At 70.8% G+C, this 15,417-nt stretch carries 16 protein-coding genes; 12 read left to right on the forward strand and 4 right to left on the reverse strand.

All coding sequences use genetic code 11. The annotated features are described in order from the left end of the window. Nucleotides 1-5 precede the first annotated feature (5 nt). From trhA to HHAL_RS13435, 4 genes are read left to right on the forward strand one after another with little or no spacing between them, the layout of a single operon-like run. The gene (gene trhA, locus HHAL_RS04620) at nt 6-683 is read left to right on the forward strand and encodes a PAQR family membrane homeostasis protein TrhA (RefSeq protein WP_011813703.1); all 678 of its coding nucleotides are present in this window, start codon (nt 6-8) and stop codon (nt 681-683) included. A 30-nt stretch (nt 684-713) separates the two neighbouring features. After that, nucleotides 714-1,778, forward strand: coding sequence for a calcium/sodium antiporter (locus HHAL_RS04625; RefSeq protein ID WP_011813704.1), 1,065 nt, complete (start codon nt 714-716; stop codon nt 1,776-1,778). Between the two features lie 33 nt (nt 1,779-1,811). Then, nucleotides 1,812-2,357, forward strand: a complete 546-nt coding sequence (gene gloA, locus HHAL_RS04630; protein ID WP_011813705.1) for a lactoylglutathione lyase — start codon at nt 1,812-1,814, stop codon at nt 2,355-2,357. 2 nt (nt 2,358-2,359) lie between these two features. Continuing rightward, a complete protein-coding gene (locus HHAL_RS13435) occupies nt 2,360-2,512 on the forward strand; it encodes a hypothetical protein (RefSeq protein ID WP_011813706.1) in 153 nt (50 codons plus the stop codon). Nucleotides 2,513-2,515: 3 nt separating this feature from the next. On the opposite strand, the gene HHAL_RS04635 is transcribed toward HHAL_RS13435, so the two are convergent. The 3 genes from HHAL_RS04635 to djlA all read right to left on the reverse strand — a co-directional run bounded on the left by HHAL_RS04635 (nt 2,516) and on the right by djlA (nt 5,354). After that, a complete protein-coding gene (locus HHAL_RS04635; protein ID WP_011813707.1) occupies nt 2,516-3,931 on the reverse strand; it encodes a M20/M25/M40 family metallo-hydrolase in 1,416 nt (471 codons plus the stop codon). Further along, nucleotides 3,924-4,469, reverse strand: coding sequence for a macro domain-containing protein (locus tag HHAL_RS04640; protein WP_011813708.1), 546 nt, complete (start codon nt 4,467-4,469; stop codon nt 3,924-3,926). Before HHAL_RS04640 ends, HHAL_RS04635 begins: the two co-directional genes overlap by 8 nt. 78 nt (nt 4,470-4,547) lie before the next feature. Further along, nucleotides 4,548-5,354, reverse strand: coding sequence for a co-chaperone DjlA (djlA, locus tag HHAL_RS04645; protein WP_011813709.1), 807 nt, complete (start codon nt 5,352-5,354; stop codon nt 4,548-4,550). Between the two features lie 146 nt (nt 5,355-5,500). Here djlA and HHAL_RS04650 point away from each other — a divergent pair, with 146 nt between their 5' ends. The 7 genes from HHAL_RS04650 to HHAL_RS04680 all read left to right on the forward strand — a co-directional run bounded on the left by HHAL_RS04650 (nt 5,501) and on the right by HHAL_RS04680 (nt 12,899). After that, nucleotides 5,501-6,844 (forward strand): NAD(P)/FAD-dependent oxidoreductase, encoded by a 1,344-nt coding sequence (locus HHAL_RS04650; RefSeq protein ID WP_011813710.1) that lies wholly within the window; start codon nt 5,501-5,503, stop codon nt 6,842-6,844. Further along, complete coding sequence (locus HHAL_RS04655; protein ID WP_011813711.1) at nt 6,841-7,605, forward strand: DUF1365 domain-containing protein; 765 nt, start codon at nt 6,841-6,843, stop codon at nt 7,603-7,605. Before HHAL_RS04650 ends, HHAL_RS04655 begins: the two co-directional genes overlap by 4 nt. Further along, on the forward strand, nt 7,602-8,825 hold the full coding sequence (locus tag HHAL_RS04660) for an SAM-dependent methyltransferase (RefSeq protein WP_011813712.1): 1,224 nt from the start codon (nt 7,602-7,604) through the stop codon (nt 8,823-8,825). Before HHAL_RS04655 ends, HHAL_RS04660 begins: the two co-directional genes overlap by 4 nt. Beyond that, nucleotides 8,818-9,714 (forward strand): MerR family transcriptional regulator, encoded by an 897-nt coding sequence (locus tag HHAL_RS04665; RefSeq protein ID WP_011813713.1) that lies wholly within the window; start codon nt 8,818-8,820, stop codon nt 9,712-9,714. Before HHAL_RS04660 ends, HHAL_RS04665 begins: the two co-directional genes overlap by 8 nt. 5 nt (nt 9,715-9,719) lie before the next feature. Further along, entirely contained in the window at nt 9,720-11,153 is a 1,434-nt protein-coding gene (locus tag HHAL_RS04670) for a cryptochrome/photolyase family protein (RefSeq protein WP_011813714.1), read from the forward strand. Between the two features lie 10 nt (nt 11,154-11,163). Beyond that, entirely contained in the window at nt 11,164-12,051 is an 888-nt protein-coding gene (locus HHAL_RS04675) for a phosphoribosylaminoimidazolesuccinocarboxamide synthase (protein WP_011813715.1), read from the forward strand. A gap of 155 nt (nt 12,052-12,206) precedes the next feature. Next, on the forward strand, nt 12,207-12,899 hold the full coding sequence (locus HHAL_RS04680) for a Crp/Fnr family transcriptional regulator (RefSeq protein ID WP_041595061.1): 693 nt from the start codon (nt 12,207-12,209) through the stop codon (nt 12,897-12,899). Nucleotides 12,900-13,019: 120 nt separating this feature from the next. Here the strand turns inward: HHAL_RS04680 and gap are convergent, their stop codons facing one another. Continuing rightward, a complete protein-coding gene (gene gap / locus HHAL_RS04685) occupies nt 13,020-14,030 on the reverse strand; it encodes a type I glyceraldehyde-3-phosphate dehydrogenase (protein ID WP_011813717.1) in 1,011 nt (336 codons plus the stop codon). 203 nt (nt 14,031-14,233) lie between these two features. Between gap and metK the strand changes: the two genes are divergently transcribed. Then, nucleotides 14,234-15,394: a methionine adenosyltransferase gene (metK, locus tag HHAL_RS04690; RefSeq protein ID WP_011813718.1), complete on the forward strand. Its 1,161-nt coding sequence runs from the start codon at nt 14,234-14,236 to the stop codon at nt 15,392-15,394. Nucleotides 15,395-15,417: the final 23 nt, after the last annotated feature.

Raw genomic sequence — 15,417 nt, forward strand, 5'->3', positions numbered from 1 at the left:
CCGACATGAGCCTCTGCGCCCGCCCGTACAGCCGCGCCGAGCAGGCCGCCGACCGGATCCTGCACTGGGTGGCCATTGCCGCCTCGCTGGCCGGGGCGGCTGTGCTGATCGCCCTGGCCGCCCAGCGCGGCGAACCCACGCTGATCGGCAGCGTCACCCTCTACGGCCTGGCGCTGATCGCGCTCTTCCTGAGCTCGGCGCTGTGCAACCACAACCTCACCGACCACCAGTCGCCCCGGGCCGAGCGACTGCGCCGGCTCGACCACGCGACGATCTTCTTCATGATCGCCGCCACCTACACCCCGTTCACCGTCAACGCCCTGGAACCGCCCTACGGCTGGGCGCTGCTAGCCTTCGTGTGGAGTGTGGCGGGGGTCGGCATCGGGGCCAAACTCCTGCTGCCGAGACCGCCGGGGCGGCTATTCTCGGTCATCCTGTGCCTGGTCCTGGGCTGGTCGGTGGTGATCGTCATCGAACCGCTGGTCGCGGCCCTGTCCACAGCCGGGCTGGTCCTGCTGATCGCCGGCGGGGTGCTCTACAGCGCCGGGGTGCTGTTCTACCTTTGGCACCACCTCCCCTACCACCATGTGGCCTGGCACGGCATGGTGGTGGCCGCCGCCGCCTGTCATTATGCGGCGATACTGGCCGGCGTGGTCCTGGCGCCGGAACCGACTCAGCTCTAACCCCGGCCACGGACCGACTCACCCCCTGCCATGATCGATCTGCTGCTGTTCACCATCGGCCTGGCCGGCGTCCTGGCCGGCGCCGAATTGCTGGTCCGCGGCGCCAGCCGGCTGGCCCAGCGCCTCGGCATCGCCCCGCTGGTGGTCGGGCTGACGGTGGTCGCCTTCGGCACCAGTGCGCCGGAGCTGGCGATCACCGTGCGCGCGGCGTTCACCGACCACGCCGCCGACCTGGCCCTGGGCAACATCGTCGGCAGCAACATCGCCAACATCCTGCTCGTGCTCGGGCTGGCGGCGCTGATCGCCCCAATCGTCGTCGCCCACCGGCTGATCCGCATCCACGTGCCGATGATGCTGGCCGCCTCGCTGCTCACCGTCCTACTCGCCCTGGACGGCGCCCTGGGCACCGTCGACGGCGCCATCCTCCTCGCCGGGCTGGCCGGCTACCTGGCCCTGACCCTCGTCCGCGACCGGACACCACTTAGCGCGGCTGCCGAGACGGCACCGCCGGCGCCCCTGCCGCGGGCGGTGGCCGGCCTGCTGCTGGGCATCCCGCTGCTCGCTGGCGGCGCCTTCCTGTTGGTCGACGCGGCGGCAGCCCTCGCGGCGGCGCTGGGGATCAGCGACCTGGTCATCGGCCTGACCCTGGTGGCGGTGGGCACCTCCCTGCCGGAGATCGCCACCACCCTCGCTGCCTACCGGCTGGGGGACCGCCAGATGGCCGTCGGCAACCTGGTCGGCAGTAACATCTTCAACCTGCTGGCCGTCCTCGGCGTGGCCGCGCTCCTCGCCCCCGAGGGCGTCGCGGTGGCCGGCGCCGCCCTGGCCTTCGACCTGCCGGTGATGCTCGCCGTCTCCTTCGCCTGCCTGCCGGTCTTCTTCACCGGGTACACCATCGCCCGCTGGGAAGGGGGCGTATTCCTCGGCTACTACGCCGCCTACTGCGCCTTCCTCTTCCTGGCCGCCGCGCAGCACCAAGCCCTGGGGCCGTTCAGCGCGGTCATGCTCGGCTTCGCCCTCCCGCTGACAGTGATCACCCTGGGCGTCGGGGTCACGCGGCAGCTGCGTGACCGCCGCCGCGGCTTGTATAGTTGACCTGACACCCGAACCGCCTGGGAGTAACCGATCATGAGCCGCCACTTCGACGCCGCTGCCGGCCTGTGCGAGCAGCCCGAGCCGGAGACCGCCGGATTCAAGCTCAACCACACCATGCTGCGCATCAAGGACCCGCAGCGCTCCCTGGACTTCTACACCCGGGTGCTGGGCATGCGCCTGGTGCGCCGCCTGGACTTCGAGGAGATGCGCTTCACGCTCTACTTCCTCGCCTTCCTCGACGACCAGCAAGCCGCCGAGGTCCCCGCCGAGGACGGCCCGCGAACCACCTGGAACTTCGGCCGCGAGGGGGTGCTGGAGCTGACTCACAACTGGGGCGACGAGAACGACCCCGAGGTCGCCTTCCACGACGGCAACAGCGAGCCGAAGGGTTTCGGCCACATCGCCATCTCGGTCCCCGACGTCTACAGCGCCTGTGAGCGCTTCGAGACGCTGCAGGTGGACTTCGTCAAACGCCCCCAGGACGGCAAGATGCAGGGCATCGCCTTTATCCGCGACCCGGACGGCTACTGGATCGAGGTGGTCCAGCCCGACCTGCTCGAACGCCAGGGGATCGGCTGACCATGCCTGGGGTCCTGATGCTGCTCGGCATGGCGGTGCTGATCGTCGCCGGCATCGCCGTGCGCGACCGCACCGAGGTGATCAGCAACACCGCCTTCATCCTCGCGGCGGTGCTGCTGATCCTGGCCATCCTCGCCTTCACCCGGACGATCTGACCGCTAGCGCGGCCGGGCGGCCAGGGCGTGCAGGGCCTCCCCCAGGCACGCCGTCAGCCGCCGGGCCGCGTCCAGGTGGAGGAACTCGTCCGGGCCGTGGGCGTTGGAACCCGGCCCGGCCACCCCGGTGACCAGGTACTGCGCCTGCGGGAAGCGCTGCTTGAGCCAGTTGAGCAGTGGGATGGTGCCGCCCTCGCCCATGTGCACCGGCGCCGCCCCGAAATGTCTCGCCGAGGCCTGCTCCAGGGCGTCGGCCAGCCACGCCTCGGGCTCCGGCGCGGCCCAGCCGGAGGCCACCGCATCGGCCTCGAACTCCACCCGCGCTCCGGCCGGCGGGTTCTCGGTGAACAGCGCCTCCAGCCCCTCGGCCACGGCCTCGGCATCGGAGGTGGGCGGCAGCCGCAGCGCCAGCTTGGTGGCCGTGAACGGGCGCAACACGTTGCCGGCGGCCTCCACCGGCGGCAGCCCCTCGGCCCCCACCACCTCCAGCGCGGCACGCCAGGTGCGATCGAGGATGCGCTCGGCCGGCGTTTCGGACTGCGCCTCGACCCCGCGCAGGAACGGGTAGCGGTCGCGGGTCAGGTCGCCGAGAACGGCGCCGGCATGGTCAGCCTGCTGCCGGCGCAGTTCGGGGATGGTGACGCCACAGAGCTGCGGCAGGACGCGACCGGTCTCCGGGTCTTCGAGGCGGCTGAGCACCTGGCGCAGGATGCGGAAGCTTGACGGCACCACACCGCCGGCGTCGCCGGAGTGAACCCCTTCGCGCAGTACGTCCACACGCAGCGTGCCGGTGATCATGCCCCGCAGCGAGGTGGTGTTCCAGAGTCGGTCATAGGTGCCACACCCGGCGTCGGGACAGACGATGAGTTCCGGCTGGCCGATGTGCGGCGCCAGGGCGTCGAGATAGGCCGGCAGGTCGAAGCTCCCGCTCTCCTCGCACGCCTCGATGACCAGCACGCAGCGGGGATATCGCAGCCCCGCCGCCTGCAGCTCGGCGATGGCCACCACCGTCGAGAAGACCGCGTACCCATCGTCCACCGCGCCGCGACCGTAGAGCCGGCCCTCGCGCACCACCGGCTGCCAGGGGCCCAGGCCGTCGGACCAGCCGCTGTTCTCGGGCTGCTTGTCCAGGTGGCCATAAAGCAGAGCGGTGCCCGCCGCCTCGTCACTGCCCGGCACATCGACGAAGAGCAGCGGGGTCCGGCCCTCGAGCCGCTCGATGCGGACCTGCGCCGCCGGCAGGTGGCGCTGGCAGAATGCCGACGCCAGCTCCATCGCCTCGTCCAGATAGCCGTGGGCCGCCCACTCCGGATCGAAGTGGGGGGACTTGGCCGGAATGCGCACGAACTGCTCCAGGGCCGGGAGGGCCTCCCGGTTCCAGGTATCAATCACCCGCTGCGTTTCCAGCACGTTAGCCACTTGTGTTCTCCGCCAGTTCTTGAATCACGTGATCGTGGATCTGCTGCGCCGCCGCGTCGGCCAGGACAAAGCGGACATGCCGGACGTACCGGAGCTGCGCCGCCGTCCGCTGCAGGGTGCCGATGGCCACCCGGGCGGCGCGCTCCATAGGAAAACCGAAGGCGCCGGTGGACAGCGCCGGCATCGCCACCCGGGTCAGCTCGTGCTCCTCGGCCCGGTGCAGAGCGTTGCGGTAGCAGGCGGCGAGCAGCTGCTCGCCGGGTTCGTCGACGCCGTAGACCGGACCGAGGCAGTGGATGACGTGCCGATTGGGCAGGCCAAAGCCGGCGGTGATCACCGCCTGCCCCGGCTGAATGGGCGCCAGCGGCCGGCACGCCTCGGCCAGTTCCGGCCCGGCCGCGCGATGCAGCGCCCCGGCCACGCCGCCGCCGGGCATCAGCTGGGCGTTCGCGGCATTGACCACGGCATCGCAGTCGCCCTGGGCGGCGATATCCCCCACCCGGGTCTCCACGGTGAGTTCCGCAAACCGTGCCTGCATGGTCCCTCCTAACGACAGCGCCCGGCGGCCCGCGGACCGCGCGGGGAAGCCTCAGCACCCCTACCAGGAAGGTAGCAGTCAGGAGCTGCTGCGGGCCTCGCGAATGGTCTCGTAGGCGGCCCGGATCTGTCGGGTCCGTTCGCCGGCGGCCTCCAGCTCCGCCTGGGAGACACCGCGGGAGATCAGCCGGTCGGGGTGACTCTGGCTGATGGCGCGCCGGTACGCCTGGCGCACCTCGTCGCTGCTCGCCCCGCGGCTCAGTCCCAGCAGCCGGTAGGCGTGGTCCAGCGTCAGGCGCACACCGCGGCGCACCTTGCCGCGCTGGAGCTGGGCCAGCCGCGCGTCCAGGTCGGCCTGCGACACCCCGACCTGGCGCCAGACGCGGCGCAGCAGCCGTTCCCGGGGCTTGTCCAGGGTGCCGTCGGCCAACGCCACGCGCAGCTGGAACTCCAGGAAGCGGGCCAGCTCCTGGGGGCGGTTGCGCCCCATCAACCGCAGCAGGCCGAGCACCGGGCGCAGGGGGGCATCCGGCGCCTTGCCGCGGTTGAAGATGGTGATCGCCCGCCGGCGGCCGCGCTCATCCAGCGGCAACTCGCCAAGCACCCGCCGGGCCGCGGCGATCTCCTGCTCGCTGACCCGGCCATCGCTCTTGGCCAGGTGGCCCATGGTCAGGGCGGTGGCCCCCAGGAACAGCCGCTGCGTGCGGGCCAGGCCGCAGCCGCTCCACACCAGCCCGACGACCTGGGTCAGACGCACCCACAGGTCGATCAGGGTACCCACGGCCAGCCCCGCCACCGCTCCGCTCCAGCCGGCAATGAGCCAGCCGCCCAGGGTCGCGAGAATCCGCCCTGACCAGCGTCGAACTATGCGGTACGGCTGCTGCATCCACCTCACCTTCCAGCGCGCGCCAAGGATACCCGAGCCGCCCCATCGAGGGCATCCCGCTTGCATCCGTCGCCGCGTTTTACAATGCTCGTCCGTCGGGTGACCCTTAGGGGACACGGACGCTGCCAACAAAAAGGGGAATCATCGTGCAGGACAAGCATGTCGCAGTGGTCGGCGGAGGGATCGCCGGCGCCGGGGCCGCCTGGCTGCTCGCCGGCCGCCATCGGGTCACGCTGTTCGAGGCCGAGGACTACGTCGGTGGTCACACGTGCACCATCGACGCCCAGCTCAGCGACGGAACCCACCCGGTGGACACCGGTTTCATGGTCTTCAACCCGCGCAACTACCCCCATCTTTGCGCCCTGTTCGACCACCTGGGCATCGACGCCCAGGCCTCGGACATGTCCTTCGCCTGCGCCGACCGCGACGACGACCTGGAGTATAACGGCGAGAGCCTGCGCGGGCTCTTCGCTCAGCGCCGCAACCTGGTCCGCCCTGGCTTCCTGCGCATGGTCTACGACATCCTGCGCTTCAACCGGCGCGCCAAACGGGACCTGGCTGGCAGCCTGGACGACAGCCTGCCGTTGGGCGACTACCTGGACGCCGGCGGCTACGGCCCCGGCTTCCGCCGCCACTACCTGATGCCCATGGCGGCGGCGATCTGGTCGGCCTCGCCGAGCACCCTGCGCGCCTTCCCGGCGCGTCGGTTCCTGGCGTTCTTCCGCAACCACGGGTTGCTCGATCTGGCCAACCGGCCGCAGTGGCACACCGTCCCCGGCGGCGCGCGGCGCTACATCGACAAGATCCTGCCGGCGCTCCACGCGGTGCACACCAGCACACCGGTGCGCCGGGTCCAGCGCCTGGACGCGGGCGGCGTGCGCCTGAGCGGCGATCAGGGAGAACTGGGGGAATTCGACGAGGTGGTCCTGGCCGCCCACGCCGATCAGACCCTGGCCATGCTCGACGCCCCCACCGACGAGGAGGCACGGCTGCTCGGCCAGTGCCGCTTCCAGGACAACCTGGCCCTACTCCACACGGACCCGACGGCCATGCCGCGCCGGCGTCCGATCTGGGCCAGCTGGAACCACATCAGCGCCGCCGACGAGCACTCCCAGCGGCCGGTATCGGTCACCTACTGGCTCAACCGCCTGCAGCAGGTGCCCAGCGAGCAGAACGTCTTCGTCAGTCTCAACCCGGTGGACGCCATCGACGACGCCTACGTCCAGCGCCGGCTGTCCTTCACCCACCCGGTCCTCGACGGGTCCGCTGCCGAAGCCCAGGACGCCCTGCCAACGATCCAGGGTCGCGACCGGCTGTGGTTCTGCGGCGCCTGGACCGGCTTCGGCTTCCACGAGGACGGCCTGCGTTCGGCGGTGCGTGTCGCCGAACAGCTCGGCTGCCCGCCGCCGTGGGGCGGCGCGCAGCAGACCGCCGAGGCCGAAGCCGACGCCGCCGCGCCTACCGGGCAACCCGTGGGAGAGCCGGCATGATCGAGGCCCCTGCGCTCTACGTCGGCGGGGTCACCCACCGGCGCAGCATCGCTCCGAAGTACTTCTTCCGCTACCGCTACGCGGCGTTCCTGTTCGATGTGGACGACCTGCCGGCGCTCGACGCCCGCAGCCGGTTGTTCGCCTACAACCGGCGCGGGCTGATCAGCCTCCACGACCAAGACTACGGCCCCCGGGACGGCACACCGCTGCGCCCGTGGATCGACTCGGTACTGGCCGAACGCGGCCTGGACACCGCGGATGGCCGCGTGCTGCTGCTGACCGTACCGCGGGTGCTGAACCACGCCTTCAATCCGCTGTCGGTGTGGTTCTGCCTGGACCGGGATGAGCAGCCCCGCGCCGTCCTCTGCGAGGTGCACAACACCTTTGGCGAGGTCTACGGCTACCTGCTCCACCAGGACGGGGCGCCCATGCCGTTCCCCATCCGCAGCCAGGCCACCAAGGTATTCCATGTCTCGCCGTTCCTGCCCGTGGACGGCGAATACCGCTTCCGCCTGTCGGCACTGACCGAGTCACTGGCGGTGGCGATCGGCTACCATGGCGAAGAGGGGCGGCGCCTGTCGGCGGTGCAGACCGGCGAGCGCCGGCCGCTCACCGACGGCCAGCTGCTGCGCATCCTCGGCCGGCTGCCGCCGCCCGGGCTCCGCGCCCTGGTCGGCATCCACTGGCAGGCGCTGAAGATCTACCTGCGCGGGGGCCGATTCCACAGCAAACCCGAACCACCCAAGGAGCTCGTGGGATGACGCAGATCAGCGAGACCGGATCTGCCCACACACAAGCCGGAGTCCCGCTGGCAGCGCGGCCGCTGATCCGCTGGCTGGCGCGCTTTCGCACCGGCACCCTGCGGCTGCATCTGCCCGATGGCCGCTCGCTGATGTTCGGCGGCGAGGTCGACGGCCCGGCCGCCGAGATGACCCTGCACCGGCCGACCCGGCTGGTGGGGCGGGTGCTGCACCGGGGCGACATCGGCTTCGCCGAGAGCTTCATGGCCGGGGAGTGGGACACCCCGGCGCTGGCGCCGTTGATCCAGGTCATGGCCAGCAACGAGCACGCCTACAACGCCACCCCCGCGGGGCGGTGGTACACCCGCGCCCTGCTCGGGCTGCTCCATCGGCTGCGCGCCAACACGCTGCGCGGCAGCCGGCGCAACATCGCCTACCACTACGATCTGGGCAACGACTTCTACCGGCTGTGGCTGGACGAGACCATGACCTACTCCTCGGCGCTATTCGCCGAGCCCGACCAGCCGCTGGCCGAGGCACAGCGCAATAAGTATCTGCGCACTCTCGAAGAGCTGGGCGCCCAGCCCGGCGACCGGGTTCTCGAGATCGGCTGCGGCTGGGGCGGCTTCGCCCGTGAGGCGGCCCAGGCCGGGGTGGCCGTGACCGGGCTGACCCTCTCCCGCGAGCAGTTGGCCTGGGGGCAAGCGGCGCTGGCCGAGGCGGGGCTGGACGGCCAGGCCACCCTGCGCCTCCAGGACTACCGGGAGGTCTCCGGCGAGTTCGACCACATCGTCTCCATCGAGATGTTCGAGGCCGTCGGCCAGGAGCATTGGCCGGCCTTCTTCAAGACCGTTCACCGCTGCCTGCGTCCCGGGGGGCGGGCCCTGCTGCAGATCATCACCATCGACGAGGCGGCCTGGCCGGTCTATACCGGCGGCCCGGACTTCATCCAGCGCTACATCTTCCCCGGCGGCATGCTGCCCACCGAGGGCCACGTGCGCGACGGGCTGGCCGCCGCCGGCCTGCACTGTGAGGCGGTGACCAGCCACGCCGAGGAGTACGCCGCCACCCTGCTCGCCTGGCACGAGAACTTCCTGGCCTGCCGCGAGCAGGTACGGGCCCAAGGCTTCGACGAGCGCTTCCAGCGCATGTGGCGCTACTACCTGGGCTACTGTGAGGGTGGCTTCCGCTGCGGACGCATCGATCTCCAGCGCTTCCGGGTCCAGCGCCCGCATGGCTGACGATACGCCGGTCTACCCCATCCGCACCGTGGCGGAACTCACCGGCGTGAACCCGGTGACCCTGCGCGCCTGGGAACGACGCTACGGTCTGATCCGGCCCCAGCGCACCGCCAAGGGGCACCGCCTCTACTCGGAGAACGACATCGCGCGGATCCGGCGGATTGTCGAGCTCCTCGATCGCGGGGTACTGATCAGCCGGGCCCGTGAGGCGCTGACCGCTGAGGAGAGCGGCGAGGAACTCGCCGCCGGCGAGGCCCCCTGGCCGGCCTGGCGCAGCCACTTGGGTCGGGCACTGGCGCACTTCGAGCCCACCGCCCTGGACGGTGCGCTGAGCGAGCTACTCAGCCTCTATCCAGTGGATCGGGCGGCGAGCCACGTGCTGCTCCCGGTCCTCAAGGCGCGCCTGACCGGGGACGCCGAGGCGGTGGCCGAAGGACACTTGTTGGCCACCTACCTGCGCGGTCGCCTGGGGCACCTGGTCAACCGCACCCCGGCGCGGGGCACCGGGGTGCGCATCCTGCTGGCCGCGCCGCCGCAGTCCGAGTCCTCCCCCGGGATCACCGGCGTGGCCCTGTGCATCCTCGCCCTGACCGCCCTGAACCGGGGGCACCGGCCGGTGCTGCTGGGAGAGGCGGTGCCCTCGCCGGCCATCGCCGCCGGGGTCCGCCGCGCGGCGGCGGACCACCTGCTGATCTACGGCGACGCCCACCCGGGGGCAGCCTGGGGACAAGCAGTCGCCGAACTCACTGCCGCCTGGCCGGGGCAGACGGCGGTCACCGGTCCGGCCGCCGAGCAGCCCGACGGCCTGCCGCCGGAGGTCCGGGTTCTGGTCGGCGAGCCCCACCAGGCCATCGACCGCCTCTGCCACCCACCACCATCAGGAGCCTGACCCCGTTGACCAACGCCCTCGTCTGGCTGCGCCGGGACCTGCGCCTGGCCGATCAGCCGGCCCTGGCCCGCGCCGCACAAACCGCGGAGCGCCTGGCCCCGGTCTACATCCACGCCCCCGCAGAGACCCGACCGACCGTAGGCGCCGCCAGTTGCTGGTGGTTGCACCACAGCCTGGCGGCACTGGACGCCGAGCTGGCCTCGGCCGGCAGTCGACTCTGCCTGGACACCGGCCCCAGCGCCGAGCGCCTATGCCACTGGGCGCAGGTCAGCGACGCCGCGGTGGTCTACTGCACCGCCATCGCCGAGCCGTGGGCGCGGCAACAGGAGGCCGCCGTGGCCGAGGCCCTGGCCGCGATCGGCGTCCGCCTGGAGGTCCTCGCCGACGGCCTGCTCACCGATCCTAGCGCCGTACGCAACCGCAGCGGCACCCCGTACCGCGCCTTCACGCCCTTCTGGCGCAGCGTGCGGGCGCAGCTGGATCCGCCCCGCCCCGCGCCGCCGCCGGCGTTGCCTGGCCTGCCGGAGGCCATCCCGGAGCCGCAGCCGCTGGAGACGCTGGGGCTGCTGCCGCGCATCCGCTGGGACGAGAAGCTGGCCCCCTGCTGGCAGCCCGGCGCCGCCGGGGCCCAGCAGCGCCTGGAGCGGTTCCTGGATGGGGCGGGGCCGGCCTACGGCGAACGGCGCGACTTCCCGGCGCAACCGGGGACCTCACGGCTGTCGCCCCACCTGCACTTCGGCGAGATCAGCATCCGCGCCGTCTGGCACGCGGTGCGCGACGCCCAGCAGATGCAGCCGGCGGCGGCTGACGCCCTGGACACCTTCCTCGCCGAGCTGGGCTGGCGGGAGTTCGCCTACCACCTGCTGTGGCAGCAGCCGGAACTCCACCGCACGCCCATCGACGAGCGCTTCAGCCGCTTCCCCTGGCGCGAGGACCCCGACGGCGCCCTGCTCGACGCCTGGCGCCGCGGCGCCACCGGCATCCCGCTGGTGGATGCGGGCATGCGCGAGCTGTGGGCCACCGGCTGGATGCATAATCGGGTGCGCATGGTGGTCGGCTCGTTCCTGGTCAAGAACCTGCGCCTGCCCTGGCAGCACGGTGAGGCGCACTTCCGCGATACTCTGGTGGACTGGGACCTGGCCAGCAACAGCATGGGCTGGCAGTGGGTGAGCGGCTGCGGGGCGGACGCCGCCCCCTACTTCCGCATCTTCAACCCGGTGCGCCAGGGCGAGCGCTTCGACCCCGACGGCGACTACGTCCGCCACTGGGTCCCGGAGGTGGCCGGCCTGCCCAAGAGCCACATCCACCAACCCTGGGCGGCGCCCGCCGACGCGCGGGCCCGCTGCGGCTTGCACCTGGGGCGGGACTATCCGGAGCCCCTGGTCGATCTGGCCACCAGCCGCAAGGAGGCGCTGGCAGCATTCCATGCCCTCGGTTAGGGTAGGGCGCATGACAGCCAGTACTCCCGTTGCCCAGACGCACATCCAGAGCCTGCCGCTGCTGCACAGCGGCAAGGTCCGTGATATCTACGCCGTCGATGATGAGCGACTGCTGATCGTGGCCACCGATCGGCTCTCCGCCTTCGACGTGATCCTGCCGGACCCGATCCCCGACAAGGGGGCGGTGCTCACGCGGGTCTCGAACTTCTGGTTCCGCAAGACCGCCCACCTGGCCGCCAACCACCTCCTCGACACCCCGCCGGAGTCGGTGGTGGCACCGGAGGAGGCCGATCAGGTGCGCGACCGGGGTGTGGTGGTCCGCCGCCTGCAGGCCCTGCCGGTGGAGGCCATCGTGCGTGGCTACCTGGCCGGTTCCGGGTGGCAGTCGTACCAGCGCGACGGTACCGTCTCCGGGGTGGCGCTGCCCGACGGCCTGCGCCAGTCGGATCGACTGCCCGAGCCGATCTTCACGCCGACCACGAAGGCCGCGGTCGGCGACCACGACGAGCCGATCTCCTTCGCGCAGACCGTCGAACGCATCGGCGCCGACCTGGCCGAGCGGATCCGCACCATCGCCCTGGAGGTCTTCGCCCTGGCCACCGAGTATGCGGAGTCCCGCGGCCTGATCATCGCCGACACCAAGCTGGAGTTCGGTGTCACGCCCGAGGGCGAGCCGGTGATCATCGATGAGCTGCTGACCCCGGACTCGTCCCGCTTCTGGCCGGCCGACGCCTGGCAGCCCGGTGCCACGCCGCCGGCGTTCGACAAGCAGTACATCCGCGACCACCTGGAGGCGCTGGGCTGGGACAAGCGCCCGCCGGCGCCCCACCTGACCGACGACGTGATCCGCCAGACCGCTGAGAAGTACCGCGAGGCCGAGCGGCTGCTGACGCGCTAGGCGCCCCCGCCGGCGCTCGCGCAGCACCCCCGGACCGCCCGCGGACCTGCAGCGATGGAACGACCCACGGGGCCGAATTGATTATGCACAATACAGACGTCGCGAATGTGGTAGAGTCCCCCCGTCAGGGCATCAACCCCGCGGAGTGGATTCCCATGGAACCAAGCGACTGCGAGAACTGCGCCATCCGCTCCGTCGCCCTGTTCGGCGAGATCGACCCACAGACGGTTGCGCAACTTCAGGATCAGGCGCGGGAGTTTCGCGAGCCGGCCGGTACAGTGCTCTACGAGGAGGGCAGCAACGCCGACTCGGCCTTCACCCTGCGCGAGGGCATCATCAAGCTGGTGCGCAACCAGCCCGGGGGGCGCGAGCAGATCGTCCGGCTGCTGGTCGGCGGCGATTTCTTCGGCGCCGAGGGGCTGTTCGGCGACGGCCATCACCACAGCGCCATCGCCCTCACCCCGGTCTTCCTCTGCCGGCTGCCGAACACCCTGATGGAGCAGCTGCGCACCGCCGACCCGACCTTCACCAACGCCCTGCTCAACCGCTGGCGGCGGGCCCTCAACGAGGTCGAGACCCTGGCCCTGGACCTGGGCGCACGCAAGGCCGAGGAGCGCGTGGCCTCCTTCCTGCTCCACTGGCAGACCAAGCACGGGCGCCAGGCCGAGTGGCTCCCGCTGCCGCTGTCCCGCAGCGAGCTCGGCGATCTGCTGGGCCTGCGCGTCGAGACGGTGAGCCGGGTGATGGCGCGCTGGAAGCGCGAACGGGTGTTCGAGGAGCGCAGTGGCCACGTGCGCCTGCTGGCCACGGACGAACTCCATCAACTGGTCGACAACGCCGGCACCTAGCCCCTTGGGCGGCAACCCTGCCGCCCTCGGCAAGCTTCCACGGACGCCATAACGAAAGCCGCCCCACCCGGTGACACCGGATGGGGCGGCCGTCACGCCGTGGGCGCGAACCGATGCGCGTCAGGCGCGCATCAGCGCCACGGTGGTGTCGAGCATGCGGTTGGAGAAGCCCCACTCGTTGTCGTACCAGGCGCAGGCCTTGATCAGGCGGCTGCCCATGGCGCGGGTGAGGGTGGCATCGAAGATGCTCGACGACGGGTTGTGGTTGAAGTCGATGGAGACCAGCGGGTCCTCGTTGTAGGCGAGCACACCGGCCAACTCACCCTGGGCCGCGGCCTTCACCACCTCATTGACCTCTTCGACGCTGGTGTCCCGGGACGCGGTGAAGGTGAGATCCACCAGCGAGACGTTGATCGTCGGCACGCGGATGGCGAAGCCGTCGAGCTTGCCGTTGAGCTCCGGCAGTACCAGGCCCACCGCGGCAGCGGCACCGGTCTTGGTCGGGATCTGGGAATGGGTGGCACTGCGAGCGCGGCGCAGGTCGCTATGATAGACGTCGGTCAGGACCTGGTCGTTGGTATAGGCGTGGACCGTGGTCATCAGTCCGCCCTCGAGCCCGATCTTGTCCTGGATGGCCTTGACCATGGGTGCCAGGCAGTTGGTGGTGCAGGAGGCGTTGGAGACCACCTCGAGCCCCGAGGTCATCTGCTGGTGGTTGACGCCGTAGACGAAGGTGCCGTCGACGTCCTTGCCGCCGGGGGCGGAGATCACGACCTTCTTGGCGCCGGCCTGGATGTGGGCGCTGGCCTTCTCCTTGGTGGTGAACAGCCCGGTGCACTCCATGACGACATCGACCCCGAGATCTTTCCACGGCAGATCGGCGGGGTTGCGCTCGGCGCAGACCTTGATGCGGTCACCGTTGACCACCAGGTCGCCGCCCTCCACCTGCACATCGCCGGGGAAGCGGCCGTGGGCCGTGTCGTAGCGGGTCAGATGGGCGTTGGTCTCGGCATCGCCGAGGTCGTTGATGGCGACGATGCGGATCTCGTCGGTGCGGCCACTCTCGTAGAGCGCGCGCAGGACATTGCGGCCGATACGCCCGTAACCGTTGATCGCTACGTTGATGGTCATGGATCCTCCTCCCTCATTACGCTTTCATCTTGAATCTGCTGCGGTACTCGACGGCGCCCCCGACGCCCTGCACCGCTTCCGTTGCGTCGAAACGGCGACCGCGGCAGTGTAACCGATCCGTCCGCGCTGCGGGGATACGGGCCATCAAGATTGAGGATGCCGGTAATTAGCTGGTGCGATAGCTGATTTGTCAGGGGCTTGCCATGGATGATCACTACCTTTTCACCTCGGAATCCGTCTCGGAGGCCCATCCCGACAAGATGGCCGACCGCATCTCCGACGCCGTGGTCGATGCCGCCCTCGCCGCCGACCGCCACGCCCGCGTGGCCTGCGAGACGGCCGTCAAGACCGGCATGGTGCTGCTCTTCGGCGAGCTGACCACCTCGGCGCACATCGACTTCGAGCGGGTGGTCCGCGACGCGGTGCGCGATCTGGGCTACAGCGGATCGCACCTGGGCTTCGATGCCGACACCTGCGCCGTACTCCAGGCCCTGGGGCAGCAGTCCCCGGACATCGCCCGGGGGGTCGACCAGGGCGATCCCGAGGCCCAGGGCGCCGGGGATCAGGGCCTGATGTTCGGCTATGCCTGCGACGACACCCCAGCGCTGATGCCGGCTCCGGTCCACTACGCCCACCGGCTGATGGAGCGCCACGCCCGGCTGCGCCGCGCCGGGAGCTTGCCGTGGCTGCGCCCGGATGCCAAGTGCCAGGTCACCTGTCGCTACGCCGACGGCGAGCCGGTGGCCATCGACGCGGTGGTGCTGTCCACGCAACACGGTGAGGCAGCCGACCTGGAGACGGTGCGCGAGGCGGTCATCGAGGAGATCCTGCGGCCCACCCTGCCGGCGGCCTGGCTGGACGACCAGACCCGCTTCTACATCAACCCCACCGGGCGCTTCGTCACCGGCGGGCCGCTAGGCGATGCCGGGCTGACCGGGCGCAAGGTGGTGGTCGACACCTACGGCGGCATCGCCCGGGTGGGCGGCGGCTGCTTCTCGGGCAAGGACCCTTCCAAGGTGGACCGCTCGGCGGCCTACGCCTGCCGCTACGTGGCCAAGAATCTGGTGGCGGCTGGCCTGGCACGCCGCTGCGAGGTTCAGGTGGCCTACGCCATCGGCGTCGCCGAGCCGGTCTCGATCTCGGTGGAGACTTTCGGCACCGGGACCCTGCCCCGGGAGCGGCTGACGGAGCTGGTCCGCCGCCACTTTGATCTGCGCCCCTACGCCATCATCCGCGATCTGAACCTGCTGCGGCCGATCTATCAGTCCACCGCCGCCCACGGGCACTTTGGCCGCGACGGGGAGACCTTCACCTGGGAGCGCACCGACCGCGCCGAGGCCCTGGCGGCGGACGCCGGGGGCTAGCGCACACGAACACCTCGAGCAGG

Source organism: Halorhodospira halophila SL1 (assembly GCF_000015585.1).
In the GTDB taxonomy this organism is placed as follows: Bacteria; Pseudomonadota; Gammaproteobacteria; order Nitrococcales; family Halorhodospiraceae; genus Halorhodospira; species Halorhodospira halophila.

Excerpts from the sequence above, each read along its gene's own strand:
- trhA (WP_011813703.1), top strand. The coding sequence starts at position 6 with ATGAGCCTCTGCGCCCGCCCGTACAGCCGCGCCGAGCAGGCCGCCGAC.
- HHAL_RS04625 (WP_011813704.1), top strand. The coding sequence starts at position 714 with ATGATCGATCTGCTGCTGTTCACCATCGGCCTGGCCGGCGTCCTGGCC.
- gloA (WP_011813705.1), top strand. The coding sequence starts at position 1,812 with ATGAGCCGCCACTTCGACGCCGCTGCCGGCCTGTGCGAGCAGCCCGAG.
- HHAL_RS13435 (WP_011813706.1), top strand. The coding sequence starts at position 2,360 with ATGCCTGGGGTCCTGATGCTGCTCGGCATGGCGGTGCTGATCGTCGCC.
- HHAL_RS04640 (WP_011813708.1), bottom strand. The coding sequence starts at position 4,469 with ATGCAGGCACGGTTTGCGGAACTCACCGTGGAGACCCGGGTGGGGGAT.
- djlA (WP_011813709.1), bottom strand. The coding sequence starts at position 5,354 with ATGCAGCAGCCGTACCGCATAGTTCGACGCTGGTCAGGGCGGATTCTC.
- HHAL_RS04655 (WP_011813711.1), top strand. The coding sequence starts at position 6,841 with ATGATCGAGGCCCCTGCGCTCTACGTCGGCGGGGTCACCCACCGGCGC.
- HHAL_RS04660 (WP_011813712.1), top strand. The coding sequence starts at position 7,602 with ATGACGCAGATCAGCGAGACCGGATCTGCCCACACACAAGCCGGAGTC.
- HHAL_RS04665 (WP_011813713.1), top strand. The coding sequence starts at position 8,818 with ATGGCTGACGATACGCCGGTCTACCCCATCCGCACCGTGGCGGAACTC.
- HHAL_RS04675 (WP_011813715.1), top strand. The coding sequence starts at position 11,164 with ATGACAGCCAGTACTCCCGTTGCCCAGACGCACATCCAGAGCCTGCCG.
- HHAL_RS04680 (WP_041595061.1), top strand. The coding sequence starts at position 12,207 with ATGGAACCAAGCGACTGCGAGAACTGCGCCATCCGCTCCGTCGCCCTG.
- gap (WP_011813717.1), bottom strand. The coding sequence starts at position 14,030 with ATGACCATCAACGTAGCGATCAACGGTTACGGGCGTATCGGCCGCAAT.
- metK (WP_011813718.1), top strand. The coding sequence starts at position 14,234 with ATGGATGATCACTACCTTTTCACCTCGGAATCCGTCTCGGAGGCCCAT.